The organism is Nocardia goodfellowii, from assembly GCF_017875645.1.
Classification (GTDB): domain Bacteria; phylum Actinomycetota; class Actinomycetes; order Mycobacteriales; family Mycobacteriaceae; genus Nocardia; species Nocardia goodfellowii.
In genome coordinates this window covers 6021527-6034163 of the sequence record NZ_JAGGMR010000001.1, presented here as the reverse complement: position 1 = coordinate 6034163, position 12637 = coordinate 6021527, and the positions used below count along the sequence as shown (strand labels likewise).

Here is a 12637-nt window from a genome sequence, read left to right as displayed (position 1 = left end):
GCTGCTCACCAGCCGGTGTAGCCGTAGCGCGGGTATGCTCCGAGGAACACCATCTCCAGTAGCCCGTGCCCGACCCGATCGCCCATCCGCACCTCGCACAGCGTCTCACTGAGCAGGCTGATGGGCTGGACCTGCGCCGGATCCGTGATGTCGACGGTATATCCGTCGCTGAAGCCCTCGCCGCGCCACATGCCGGAGGCATAGCCGCGGTACTCGTTGTATCCGGCCAACCCCGGCCAGAACCGGCACTGTGGCCGCACTTCGATCAGGGAGGTGGTCCGATCGGCGGCGTGCACGGTGAATGTGCCGCCGGTGGCGACGCGCAGGTCTTGCTCGAAGGTCAGTTCGTGTTCGACGTCGATGATCGGCGTGGCATCTCGACCGGTGGTGAGGGGATACAGCACCTCTCCTTCGAACTGCCAGCGTTCCCCGGTGCTGGTCTCGCGCTGCGCGAAATGCACGAGCTGATCGTCGAATTGGAAAATGCCCATGTAGTAGAGCACGCCATCGGGCACCTCCGTGGGCTGGAGGCCAGGTCCCTCGCCGAGGCTGCCGCCGCCGGGCCCGTGCCGTACGCCCCAGGAGTGGTCGCGCCCGAACCACCACTGATCCGGATCAATTTCTATTCTCCGGCCGTCGATTTCGATCCAGCCGGTGACGGTGCCGTTCTGGTAGTAGCGGCGGGCATCCTCGCGGACCCGCCCGCGTTCGCGGTGGAACGCGGGCGTCTGCTCATAGGCCGGGAAGTCGCCCCGCAACTCGAGTTGCATGCTCAGCCCGTGCTCGTTGGCCGCGAGGGTGGCGCGGGTGCTGAGCAGTGGTTCGATGACCTCGTAGGTGTAGGGGCCGACGCTCCACGCACCCAATCGAGTCCTGGGCGTGCGGTATTCGGTGGACAGCCGCACCACCTTCGCTTCCTTGCCCGCGATGGTGACCATCGCGTAGGCGTCCATGACGTTGCGGTTCGGGTAGCGCGCCAGACCGGTCATGATGCTGATCTCGCCGGATTTGTCGAAGCCGTACATCACCACCCGCTCGGTCCAGCGCAGATCGCTCTGGGCGACATGGTCGAAGGTGGTCGGCAGTTGATGGGACAGCATTTCGTCTTCGGGTACAAGCATGGGACTCCTTTGAAGGTGGTGCCGTGAATGTAATACGAGTTGGTGCGCAACGTAATTGTTTTCGACGAATCAGCGCGGGTACGCTGCGCCTGTGACGGCTAATGGATCTTCGAGTACCAGGTCGGCGGCAGGCCGCCCGCGTGATACGCAGATCGATCGGGCGGTCCTGGAGGCGACCCGCTCGCTGCTCGCCGAAGTCGGCTACCAGGACACCTCGATCGCGGCTGTCGCGCGTCGCGCGCACGTCGGCACCGCCCCCATCTACCGCCGCTGGCCGGGTAAGGAAGCTCTGATCGAAGACGCCGTCTTCGGCTCCGAAAACCTGTGGCTCCCCGCCGAAACCGGTGACCTGCACGCCGACATGTCGGAGTGGGCCCGCCTGTTCGTGCGCCGGATCGCCGAGCCCTCCACCCGGGCCGCTGTCCCGGGCCTCATCTCGGCCTACCACGCCGAACCCGAGCGCTACCGCGAGTTGCACACGCGCGCCGACCTTCCCGCCCGCCGAGCGCTGTGCGACCGCATCCGCGCCGCGCTACCCCCTGGCGCCGACGAATCAGCCACCGCCGACCTGGTTTTCGAGATTCTGGTCGCGCGCACCCTGGTCCGGGGTCTGATGCACGGCTACGACGACATCGACGCCTTCTGCGCTCGCACAGCGGACGCCATGGTCGCCCTGATCAAAGCCGCTGTGTAAGGGTTGCTTACGTCGATCGGCGAGGTGCCGACCGCCGTCATGCGTGTCGATTGGTGGTGTAGCGCGGTCCGTCAGTCGAAGGCGGTCAGGCGAGCGATGATCGACTGCGCCATGGTCGCGGGGTCGCCGTCTTCCGGGCGCAGTACGAGGTCGGGGCGTTCGGGCCGCTCGTAGGGCGCGTCGATTCCGGTGAAGCCGCGGATCTCGCCCGCTCGGGCCTTCGCGTACATGCCCTTGGGATCACGGGATTCGCAGATTTCCAGGGGCGTGTCGACGAAGACTTCGACGAACGGGATACCCGCCGCCTCGTGCGCGGCTCGGGCTTTGTCCCGGTCCGCCTGGTACGGGCTGATCAGGGAAACCACCGCGACCGCACCGGATTCGGCGAACAATCGGGCGACTTCCCCTACCCGGCGGATGTTCTCGACGCGGTCCTCGGCGGAGAACCCGAGGTCGGCGTTGAGCCCGTGCCGCAGATTGTCGCCGTCGAGCAGGAAGGCGGGACGGCCGGCGGCGACCAGTCGCCGTTCCAATTCCACTGCCACCGTGGACTTTCCGGAACCCGAGAGGCCGGTCAGCCATACCGTGAGACCGCGGGTGGCGCGCTCGTCGCGCCCGACCGCGGTCGAATGCCAGACCACGCGGGCCGACGGCAGGGTGGGCCCGGTGATCATGCCCGCCGCCACCGTATTGCCGGTGGTCTCGTCGACCAGGATGAAGCTGCCGGTGTTGCGGTTGCGACGGTACGGATCGAACAGCAGCGGCTGGCGGGTGCGCAGCTGGACGCGCCCGATCTCGTTGAGCGACAGGGTTTGCGGATTCTCGTCACGGTGCAGCGTGTTCACGTCGAGGCGATAGTCCAGCGTACGTATCTCGGCGGTGACCGCCCGGGTGGTGTGCCGCACCGTATAGGTGGCGCCGGGCGTGAGCTGCGCGTCCTCGGCGAACCAGCAGACCATCGCATCGATGTCGCGCCCCAGTTGTGGCCGGTTGGCGGGGCGGCAGATCAGGTCGCCGCGGGAGATGTCGATGTCGTGGCCCAGCTGTAGCGTAACCGCCTGCGGGGGAAAGGCTTCCGCGATGGGTGTGCCGCCCGGGCCCCAGATCGCGGTGACCGTGGTCGTCAAGCCGGACGGCAGGACGGTGACCTCGTCACCCGCCTTGAACACCCCACCCGCTACCGTACCGGCGTAGCCGCGGAAATCCATTGCGTGACTGCGGGTTACGTACTGCACCGGGAACCGGGCGTCGATCAGGTTCCGGTCCGAGGCGATGTGCACCTCCTCCAGGTGGTGCAGCAGGGGAGTGCCCTCGTACCACGGCATGCTGGCGCCACGGTGCACGATATTGTCCCCGTGCAGCGCCGACATCGGCACGAACGTCAGGTCGGAGACGTCGAGTTTCATGGCGAAACCGGCGAACTCCTCGCGGATCTCCTCGAAACGCTCCTGCGACCAGTCGACGAGGTCCATCTTGTTGACACACAACACCAGGTGCGGAATACCGAGCAGGCCGGCCAGGAACGCGTGCCGGCGTGTCTGCTCGACCACGCCCTTGCGCGCATCGACAAGGATCAACGCCAGGTCCGCGTTGGACGCGCCGGTCACCATATTGCGCGTGTATTGGATGTGCCCGGGGGTGTCGGCGATGATGAACTTCCGCCTGGGCGTAGCGAAATAGCGATGCGCGACATCGATGGTGATGCCCTGCTCGCGCTCGGCGCGCAGACCGTCGGTGAGCAACGCCAGATTCGGGTAGGCGTCACCGCGGTCCCGGCTGGTGCGTTCCACCGCGGCCAGCTGGTCGGTGAAGATGGTCTTGGAGTCGTACAGCAGCCGGCCGATGAGCGTGGACTTTCCGTCGTCCACACTGCCCGCCGTGGCCAGTCTCAGCAGCGTGGTCATCAGAAATAGCCCTCTCGCTTGCGATCTTCCATGCCCGCCTCGGAGATGCGGTCGTCGGCGCGGGTGGCCCCGCGTTCGGTGATGCGGGTGGCGGCGACCTCGACGACCACCTCGTCCGGTGTGGCGGCGGTGGATTCGACACAGCCGGTGCAGGTGGCATCGCCCACGGTCCGGAAGCGCACGGTCGTCTCGAAGGGCTGTTCGCCCTCGAGCAGTTCCAGGAACCGGGTCTGCGCCAACAGCATGCCGTCGCGCTGCACCACGGTCCGGCGGTGCGCGTAGTACAGCGGCGGCAGGTCGATCCGCTCGGCCGCGATGTAGTTCCAGATATCGAGTTCGGTCCAGTTGGACAGCGGGAACACCCGGATGTGCTCGCCGCGCCGATGTTTTCCGTTGTAGAGGTTCCACAGCTCGGGCCGCTGGTTGCGCGGGTCCCACTGCCCGTATTCGTCGCGGAAACTGAATACCCGCTCCTTGGCGCGCGCCTTCTCCTCGTCGCGGCGGGCGCCACCGAACACGGCGTCGAAACCACCTTCGCGGATGGCGCGCAGCAAGGTGGTGGTCTGCAAGCGATTCCGGGAGGCGCGCGGCCCCGTCTCCTCGACCGCCCGCCCGGCATCGATATCGTCCTGCACGCTCCCGACGACCAGCCGCAGACCGTACTTCTCGACCGTGCGATCGCGATAGTCGATCACCTCGTCGAAATTGTGCCCGGTGTCGATGTGCAGCACTGGGAACGGCAGCGGCGCCGGCCAGAACGCCTTCGCCGCCAGGTGCAACATCACCACCGAGTCCTTGCCGCCGGAGAACAACAGCACCGGACGTTCGAAAGTCGCTGCGACTTCCCGGAATATGTATGCCGACTCGGCCTCGAGCGCGTCCAGATGCGGCAGCTCGTAGGTGCTCGCCGTCGACTTCGCGTACTGGCTCACGCATCAAAACTAGAACACGTTTCCACTATCGGTCAATGGGCGCGGTGGGAGGACGCCGCCCACCCGAGGCTTGGGTCACCGCATCGGCCGCGGCCACGAGAGCCTTTCCCCGTCGGTCGATTTCGGCTCCGGTGATCGACGCCCCGACGTACATGGTCAGCACCATGTTCTGCCGCCCGTCCCCGCCGAAGGTGGGCGCGGCGAGCAGGCTCACCGGATGCTCTTTGCGTGGGCGCAGATCGGTCCCGAGGTAGACCCGCTCGCCCAGGCTCGTCACCAGCTCGGCGACCAATTCGCGCAGCTCGTCGGGCAATTCGCGGACCGCGACGCCGGCCAGCAGTGAGTACAGTTTGCGCCCGGCCGCGGTCAGGCTCTCGACCAGATATCCGCGCTCGCGGCATTCCGCGACGACCTGCCGCAGCCGGGCCTCGTCCTGCTGGACGGGCACCGTCGGCGGCTTGGCCAGCCAGGCGTCGAAGGCCGCGTCGGTATCCCAGAGCACGTACATCAACCCGACCGGCGGCGCGAACGCGTACGCGGCGCCCACCTTCACCAGGCCGGGACCGGTGCTCTCCAGGACCAGAATCTGCTCGCCCACCACGGCGGACGCGGTGCAGGTGGTGCGGTATCGGGCGGTGAGTTTCTCCAGTTCGGTGCGGGCGATCGCGGAGATCGCGAAGCTGTCCTGCGCGACCCGTCCGGCCGCGATCAGCGCCGGACCCAGTCCGTAGGTGAGCGTCCGCGGATCGCGCACCAGGTACCCGGCGGCGGTCAATTCGGTGAGTATCCCCAGGCAGGTGGGTTTCGCCAGGTCCAGTTCGCGCGCGAGTTCGGAGAGCCCGAAACGCTTACCGCGCTGCTCGACGAGGAAATCGAGCACTCGCACCACCCGGGTGGTGGGGGCGGATCGACGTGCTACCCCAGCGGCCATTGCCAACTCCTAGAACAGGTTCTAATCTTGCTCGTATCGAAATGTACCAGACCGGTACATATTTGGACCGTTGGAGATGCCCTTGACCGACACCGCCCTGCTGACCCAGCCGTTCGCCGACGCGATCGCCGCGGCCGAGCAGATCATCACCACCGCGCCGCATATCCGCACCGACCAGGATCTCGTCGAGGGTTACGACTACCTCGCCGGCAGTATCCGGGCCTCGCTGCAGATGGCGTGGGCGTATGAGCGCGACTTCCCGTTCTTCGTCCAGTCCACCGGGCCGTACACCAAAATGGGCCTGGACAATCCGGACACCCTCTACTTCCACTCCTATCTGCGCCCGGACGCCGAATACGTGGTGACCGGACAGCGCGGGACCACCCGGGACCTGAGCTTCCAGGTGCTCAACGGCGACTACTCGCCGGTCGATGTGCCGGACAGCCTGACCGCGTTCGATGACCGCGCGCTCGAAATCGCCGCGGACGGCTCCTACGAGATCCGCTTCGGTCCGGGCGAACCCCGTCCCGGCTACGTGCAGTTGGGTAGTGACGCCGCCATGCTGGTGGTGCGCGAGGTGTTCGGCGACTGGGCCACCGAGAAGCCGGGCACCATTCGGATCCAGCGGGTCGACAAGATCGGCGACGCGCCGCCGCCGCTGACCAAGGACGTCATGACCAAGCGCTACGGCGTGGCGGGCAAAATGCTGATCTCCCGGCTCAACACCTTCCTGGCGTTTCCGAAGTGGTTCTACCTGAACCTGCCGGTCAACACGATGACCGAGCCCCGGCTCACCCCGGGCGGCCTGTCCACTCAGTTCTCCTCGGTCGGGCACTACGAGCTCGAGGACGATCAGGCGATGATCATCACGGTGCCCAAGTCCGACGCGCCCTACCAGGGTTTTCAGCTCGGCAGCATGTGGTACCTGTCGCTGGACTACATCAACCACCAGACCAGCCTCACCGCCGATCAGGCGCACGTCGATCCGGACGGCAAGATCCGCTTGATCGTCAGCGAGCGAAACCCCGAGCTGGTCAACTGGATCGAACGCACCGGGCACGCCCGGGGATACCTGCAGTTTCGCTGGCAGCGAGTCGCGCGCGAGATGAAGCCCAAGGACGGTCCGACCGTCGAAGTCGTCTCCGTCGAGGAACTGCCGAAACGGCTGCCGTTCTACGACGAAGCCCGGATCACCCCGGAACAGTGGCGGGTGCGGATCGCGGCCCGGCAGGTGGCCGTCGCGGAAAGGATGCTGGGCTGATGTTGTTGCCGGACAAAGTGGTGGTGGTCTCGGGTATCGGACCGGGGTTGGGGCGCGCGATCGCGGTACAGAGCGCCAAAGCCGGCGCGGACGTGGTTCTGGCCTCGCGCACCGAATCCCGGCTCACCGAGGTGGCCGAGGAGATCAAGGGACTCGGCCGCCGCGCGCTGGCGGTGCCGACCGACATCAACGACGAGGCGGCGGTCGCGCATCTGGTCGAGACCGCGCAGTCGACGTTCGGGCGGGTCGACGCGCTGGTGAACAACGCCTTCGCGATGCCGCCGATGGCGAACCTGGGCGAGGTCGACCTGGACGAGGTGCGTGCCGCCTTCGAAACGAATGTGCTTGCCGCACTGCGCATGACACGGTCCTTCGTGCCCGCGCTGGCCGAGTCGAAGGGCGCGGTGGTGATGATCAACTCGGCGGTGCTGCGGCACTCGCGGCGCACCTTCGGGCCGTACAAGATGGCCAAGGCGAGCCTGCTGGCGATGTCGCAGAGCTTGGCCACCGAGTTGGGGCCGCAGGGTATCCGGGTGAATTCGGTTGCGCCGGGGTATATCTGGGCGGACAACCTGAAGTGGTACTTCGGCTACCTGGCCAAGAAGCGCGGCATCACCGCCGAAGAGGTGTACGCCGAGACCGCGAAGACCCTGGATCTGCGCAAGCTGCCCGAACCCGACGAGATCGCCGACGCCGCGGTCTTCCTGGCCTCGGAGATGGCGCGGGCGATCACCGGGCAGTGCCTGGACGTGAACTGCGGCGAGTACCACCACTAGATGTCTGCGAGGAGAACCCAGATGATCGGTCGACCGGACGTCGGCACCATTGATGACCTGCACGCGTCGGCGACCAAGGTCGTCGGCCTGGACGATTTCGGCGACGACGGATACCGCGAGGGCTTGCGGGTGCTGCTGAAGTCCTATGCCGAGGACGCCGAGCTGACCCCGTTCGGGAACAAGATCAACCGCGCGTTCCTGCGTGGCGCGTTGATCGCCCGATTACTCAGTGAGTCGGCGTGGCAACGTTTTCCGGAGCACGCCGAGGTCGCGATCGAGCGCCCGATCTTCGTCACCGGCCTGCCGCGTTCGGGCACCACGGCCGTGCACCGGCTGCTGAACGCCGACCCTGGGCATCAGGGTCTGGAGATGTGGCTGACGGAATTCCCGCAGCCTCGCCCGCCCCGGGAGACCTGGGCCGGCAACCCGGTGTACCAGCGTTTGGCCGCCGCCTACGAACAGCACCATGTCGAGCATCCGGAATTCATGGGCGTGCACCACATTTCGGCCGACCAGGTGGAGGAATGCTGGCAGTTGCTCCGGCAATCCGCGCTGTCGGTGTCCTATGAGTGCCTGGCCTATCTGCCGACCTATTCGGCATGGCTACGCGAGCAGGACTGGACCGACGCCTACCGCCGGCACCGCCGCAACCTGCAACTGATCGGCCTCAACGACGCGAATCGCCGTTGGGTGCTGAAGAATCCGAGTCACCTGTTCGCGCTGGACGCGATCATGGAGGTGTACCCGGACGCGCTCGTCATCCAGATGCACCGCGACCCGCGCACCATCATCGCCTCGGTGTGCAGCCTCAACGAACAGGCTTCGGCCGGCTGGTCGGAGAAGTTCCGCGGCCCGGTCGTCGGGGCCGCCCAATTGGATCTGTGGGCTCGCGGCGCGGATCGGTTCCTGGCGGACCGCAAGCGCCACGATCCCGCTCAGTTCGTCGACATCTACTACGAGGACTTCGTCGCCGACCCGATCGGCATGGTCGCCTCCATCTACCGGCACTTCGGCTTGGAACTCACCGGCGAGGCTCGGGCGGCGATGGCCGCGCTGCACTCCGAGAGCACCTCCGGGGCGGCCCGGCCGGCGCACAAGTACACCCTGGCCGAATTCGGCCTGACCGCCGAGCAGGTCGACGCGCGGTTCGCCGACTACCGGGCCACGCACTTTCCCGGCCGGTGACGCGAGCGGCGGCTATTGCTGGCCGGGCTTCAGGACGATGAACAGGCCGTGTGCTTCGGCGCACAGCCGGTCGCCATCGTGCAGGGTGGCGCGCAGGTAGACCTTGCGGCCGTCCTGGCGCTCGGCCCAGGCGTGCAGGTTCAACTCGGTGTTCAGTGGGGTGACGGAGCGGTAGTCGACCGTCAGGGACGCGGTGCGCGTCACCGATCCGGTGTGCACGGCGGCGGCCATGCCCATCATGTCGTCGAAACCCAGCGAGATGTGCCCGCCGTGTGCCGCATTGTTGCCACCGAGGTGGAAGGTGCGGAAGGTGATGCGGGCGTGCACGCCGTCGCGGTCGGCGGTGTCGATGATGAACGGCGGCAGCGTGATGTTGCCGCGACCCGGCAGATCGTGCCTGGTCCAGGTGGGCGCGGACCATTCGGTGACGACTGCGGTCGCGAGCCTCTCGTTCAGCTTCTCCAGGGTGCCGATCGCTTCGAGGGCCAGGTCATCGCTGGGGTTGAGCAGGCGCGCCTGGTCCATCAGGACGCGTACCTGCTCGACCAGCTCGCCGTAGTGCGGTCCACCGCGGACGGTGCCCCGGTCGTTGGCCAGCTCCGCGTCGATCGCCTCCACCAGCGGCCGGAAGCCGCCTTCGTGGTGCTCTTCGCTGGGCAGCGCGGCGGGACGCGGTTCACTCATATGGAACATGTTATTGGTTGCCCGGCGGGTGCTCGCGCACGGGACCCGCTGCCGCCGATGGGGCCCATCGACGGTTGTCGAATGTGATGCCCCTAGTCTGGGTACTCGATCATCCATCAGGTCTCGACGAAAACCCCACGCAGGCGCTTTTCGTGCCTGCGGCTGGCGAAAGGCGTTGTCCCGATGCGCATTACGGCTGTCGTCTTCGATATGGACGGCATACTGGTCGACTCCGAACCGGTGTGGGAGCGGGTCCGGCGCGACTATGTCGCGGAAAAAGGCGGGCGGTGGTTACCGGATACGCAGAAGCGGCTGATGGGGATGAGCACCAGCGAATGGTCCGAATATCTCAGCGGTGAACTCGGCGTGGGCGAATCGCCCGACACCGTGGCCGACGACGTGATCGAACGCATGGCCGCGCACTACGACCAGGCGGTGCCGCTGCTGCCCGGCGCGGTGGAGGCGGTGCAGCGAATGAGCGAGAACTGGCCGCTCGGGGTGGCCAGTTCCTCGCCGCGCACGCTGATCGACACCGTGCTCGGCCGCACCGGACTCATCGAATTCTTCGACGTCACCTTCTCCACGGAGGAAGTGGATCGGGGCAAGCCCGCGCCCGATGTCTACGTGGCGGTCGCGGCATTTCTCCGCAAGAAGTCGACCGACTGTGCGGCGGTGGAGGATTCGAGCAACGGCATTCGGGCCGCGCACGCCGCCGGCATGCGCGTCATCGCCGCGCCGCGCCCCGAATACCCGCTCGACGACGACGCCCGGGTCCTCGCCGCGCACGTCATCGACGGGCTCGACAAACTCACCCCGGCCCTGGTCGACGACCAGGACTGACCGCCGGCCGGATCAGCCGCGGTAGGACGCGAGCAGCGTGCGGGCAGCGGCGGCGATATCGTCGTCGAGCCAGGCGGGCAGGGTGGGCGCGTGCGCGTAGCGGCGCAGCGCCGCGTAGGGCAGGTCGACGACGGCGCGGCTGACGGCGTCGGTCGCGCGGTCGTCGTCGCGCCCGGTGAGGTCGCGGGCGATGCGGCGCAGGTGCTCGATCAGCGGGGCGTTCATCCCCGCCAGCCGAGTCCGGAAGGCGTCGTCGGGACCGCCGTCGAGCAGGTCGCTGGGGCGCAGGCTCAGCAAAAGCTTTGCGTCGTCGGGTAACTCGCGGCCGAAGCGGATCGCGGCGCGCACCATGGCTTCACCGGCCGCGACCGGATCGGGAGCGTCGGCGGCCGCCAGTACGCCGGACTGGAAGCGGGTCAGCGCGCGCAGCCATGCCTCGGTGAGAACGCCGTTGCGGTTGCCGAAGCGGTGATACAGCGTGCCGACGGGTGCGCCGCTGGCGGCGGCGATGGCGGCGACGCTGGCGGCGCGCGGACCCTCTCCGAGCACCAGAGTGCGTGCGGCGTCGAGGATCACATCCGAATCATGCTTGCGGGGTGGTGCCACTACTAGTACGTTCCTTCTATATGGAGCGGTTGCCCTATATTGATGAGCATTCCAGAGTAGTTGACGCGAATCGCGATCGGGCCTGGAAGGCAGTGCTGCGGGTGATCTGCAAGGACCCCCACGATCCGTCGACGGTACCCGGCGGGTTCGCGCTCGCCGCCGCCGAGGAACCCGCCCGCCTGGTACTGCGTGGACGGCACTGGTTCTCGACCTACGAACTGATCTTCCTGCTCGACGAGGAAGGCCGGAATCGCACCCGGGTCCGCGCCCAGAGTTGGGCGAAATTCCCAGGGCCACATGGCAAGATCTACCGCGCGCTGGTCATCGGCACCGGCGGCCACAAACTGGTGATGCGCCGGATGATGCGCCGAATCGACGCCGCGGCATGACCCCCGGAGTCGTCTGGGGCGCCACCGAGGCCGAACAGGAACTGCCGCTGCCGTGCGACGAGGTGCAACCTCGCGGTCACCAGGCCGATCGGGCGATCAGCATCGCCGCGCCAACCGTCCTCGTCTATTCCTGGCTCTGCCAACTGCGCGTCGCCCCGTACAGCTACGACCTGCTGGACAATTTCGGGCGCCGCAGCCCGAGCCGCCGCGATCCCACCCTCACCGAACTCGAAGCGGGACAACGCTTCATGTCCGCCTTCCGCCTGCACTCGTTCGCGCTGGGCCGCCATATCACTGTGGTCTCGGGCAATCTGTGTGTCACCTACGCTGTGCGCCCCGCGGCCGGGCACACCCGCCTGCATGTCCGCCTCCGCTGGCGCATCCCCCGAATCGCCTTCTACGCCTTGGCTTTCGGTGATGTGATCATGATGCGCAAGCAACTGCTCAGGATGCGCGAGCTGGCCGAGGCCGAAGCCCTCGCCGCCGGGTCCTAGTGCGGCATCGTGAGACGGTCCGTGTGCGCGCGGGCGGTCCAGCGGCCGCGGTCGTAGCGGACTTCGACGGGGTGATCGAAAGCGGTCGTGACCGTGTCGGTGGTGATGATCTCCGGTGCGGGGCCGGCGGCGACGGTTCGGCCGCCGGCGATCAGCAGGGCATGGGTGGTCGTGCTCGGAAGTTCCTCCAGGTGGTGGGTGACCAGGATGGAGGCGACCTCCGGGTGCGTGTCGCCGAGCGTGTCGATGGTGTGCAGCAGCTGTTCGCGGGCGGCCAGATCCAGGCCGGTGGCGGGTTCGTCGAACAGCAGCAGGCGGGGTTCGGCGACCAGGGCGCGGGCGATCAGGGTGCGACCGCGCTCACCCTGGGAGAGGGTGGGCCAGATGCTGTCGGCTTTGCCCTTCAGGCCGATGGTTTCGATCATCGCGTCCGCACGGCGGAGCTCGTCGGGCGACGGCGTCCAGCGCATCGGGAGATCGACGGTGGCGGTGATGCCGGTGAGCACCACCTCGCGAACCGTCAATGGATAGCGCAGTGGGTGACGGGGATTGACGTGGCCGATCGAGCGCCGTAACTGGGCCAGCTCGACCCTGCCCATCTGTTCGCCGAGGACGTGCACGCTTCCGGTCGTCGGAAAGGTGACCGCGCCGCAGAACCCCAGCAGGGTGCTCTTGCCCGCGCCGTTGGGCCCGAGCAGCGCCCAGTGTTCGCCGGGCAGCACGGTCAGCGAGATGCCGTGCAGGATCTGGTTGCCTTCCCGGCGGAAGGTCACATCGTCGAGTCGCAGGACGGGTGCGGCGGGCATCGGATTACCTCCAT

The 12637-nt window shown here is 67.2% G+C and carries 14 protein-coding genes; 7 read left to right on the top strand and 7 right to left on the bottom strand.

Annotated elements, in window-relative coordinates:
* Positions 1–5: 5 nt before the first annotated feature.
* Positions 6–1121 carry an Rv3169 family protein gene (locus tag BJ987_RS27840; protein WP_209895760.1) on the bottom strand — a complete coding sequence of 372 codons (1116 nt, stop codon included), beginning with the start codon at positions 1119–1121 and terminating at the stop codon, positions 6–8.
* A gap of 91 nt (positions 1122–1212) precedes the next feature.
* On the opposite strand from BJ987_RS27840, the gene BJ987_RS27835 reads away from it, so the two are divergent.
* Positions 1213–1815: a TetR/AcrR family transcriptional regulator gene (locus BJ987_RS27835; protein WP_209895758.1), complete on the top strand. Its 603-nt coding sequence runs from the start codon at positions 1213–1215 to the stop codon at positions 1813–1815.
* Positions 1816–1886: 71 nt separating this feature from the next.
* On the opposite strand, the gene cysC is transcribed toward BJ987_RS27835, so the two are convergent.
* The 3 genes from cysC to BJ987_RS27820 are packed head-to-tail and all read right to left on the bottom strand — an operon-like array spanning position 1887 to position 5582.
* The gene (gene cysC, locus BJ987_RS27830) at positions 1887–3719 is read right to left on the bottom strand and encodes an adenylyl-sulfate kinase (RefSeq protein ID WP_209895756.1); all 1833 of its coding nucleotides are present in this window, start codon (positions 3717–3719) and stop codon (positions 1887–1889) included.
* Positions 3719–4651 carry a sulfate adenylyltransferase subunit CysD gene (gene cysD / locus BJ987_RS27825; protein ID WP_209895754.1) on the bottom strand — a complete coding sequence of 311 codons (933 nt, stop codon included), beginning with the start codon at positions 4649–4651 and terminating at the stop codon, positions 3719–3721. The genes cysC and cysD overlap by 1 nt, the downstream gene beginning before the upstream one ends.
* 25 nt (positions 4652–4676) lie before the next feature.
* Positions 4677–5582 (bottom strand): helix-turn-helix domain-containing protein, encoded by a 906-nt coding sequence (locus BJ987_RS27820; RefSeq protein WP_209895752.1) that lies wholly within the window; start codon positions 5580–5582, stop codon positions 4677–4679.
* A 97-nt stretch (positions 5583–5679) separates the two neighbouring features.
* Here BJ987_RS27820 and BJ987_RS27815 point away from each other — a divergent pair, with 97 nt between their 5' ends.
* From BJ987_RS27815 to BJ987_RS27805, 3 genes are read left to right on the top strand one after another with little or no spacing between them, the layout of a single operon-like run.
* The gene (locus BJ987_RS27815) at positions 5680–6843 is read left to right on the top strand and encodes a hypothetical protein (protein ID WP_209899184.1); all 1164 of its coding nucleotides are present in this window, start codon (positions 5680–5682) and stop codon (positions 6841–6843) included.
* Positions 6843–7619 (top strand): SDR family oxidoreductase, encoded by a 777-nt coding sequence (locus BJ987_RS27810; RefSeq protein ID WP_209895750.1) that lies wholly within the window; start codon positions 6843–6845, stop codon positions 7617–7619. Before BJ987_RS27815 ends, BJ987_RS27810 begins: the two co-directional genes overlap by 1 nt.
* Before the next feature lie 21 nt (positions 7620–7640).
* A complete protein-coding gene (locus BJ987_RS27805) occupies positions 7641–8804 on the top strand; it encodes a sulfotransferase family protein (RefSeq protein WP_209895749.1) in 1164 nt (387 codons plus the stop codon).
* Positions 8805–8816: 12 nt separating this feature from the next.
* Here the strand turns inward: BJ987_RS27805 and BJ987_RS27800 are convergent, their stop codons facing one another.
* Positions 8817–9488, bottom strand: coding sequence for a PaaI family thioesterase (locus BJ987_RS27800; RefSeq protein ID WP_209895747.1), 672 nt, complete (start codon positions 9486–9488; stop codon positions 8817–8819).
* 183 nt (positions 9489–9671) lie between these two features.
* On the opposite strand from BJ987_RS27800, the gene BJ987_RS27795 reads away from it, so the two are divergent.
* The gene (locus BJ987_RS27795) at positions 9672–10328 is read left to right on the top strand and encodes an HAD family hydrolase (protein ID WP_209895745.1); all 657 of its coding nucleotides are present in this window, start codon (positions 9672–9674) and stop codon (positions 10326–10328) included.
* Between the two features lie 12 nt (positions 10329–10340).
* Here the strand turns inward: BJ987_RS27795 and BJ987_RS27790 are convergent, their stop codons facing one another.
* Entirely contained in the window at positions 10341–10934 is a 594-nt protein-coding gene (locus BJ987_RS27790; RefSeq protein ID WP_209895743.1) for a TetR family transcriptional regulator, read from the bottom strand.
* Between BJ987_RS27790 and BJ987_RS27785 the strand changes: the two genes are divergently transcribed.
* Together BJ987_RS27785 and BJ987_RS27780 are read left to right on the top strand one after the other, a co-directional pair.
* Positions 10925–11323 (top strand): hypothetical protein, encoded by a 399-nt coding sequence (locus tag BJ987_RS27785; RefSeq protein ID WP_372446896.1) that lies wholly within the window; start codon positions 10925–10927, stop codon positions 11321–11323. The two genes, BJ987_RS27790 and BJ987_RS27785, sit on opposite strands and share 10 nt — an antisense overlap.
* Positions 11320–11817, top strand: coding sequence for a hypothetical protein (locus BJ987_RS27780; protein ID WP_209895741.1), 498 nt, complete (start codon positions 11320–11322; stop codon positions 11815–11817). Before BJ987_RS27785 ends, BJ987_RS27780 begins: the two co-directional genes overlap by 4 nt.
* On the opposite strand, the gene BJ987_RS27775 is transcribed toward BJ987_RS27780, so the two are convergent.
* Positions 11814–12623 (bottom strand): ABC transporter ATP-binding protein, encoded by an 810-nt coding sequence (locus BJ987_RS27775; protein ID WP_209899178.1) that lies wholly within the window; start codon positions 12621–12623, stop codon positions 11814–11816. The two genes, BJ987_RS27780 and BJ987_RS27775, sit on opposite strands and share 4 nt — an antisense overlap.
* Positions 12624–12637: the final 14 nt, after the last annotated feature.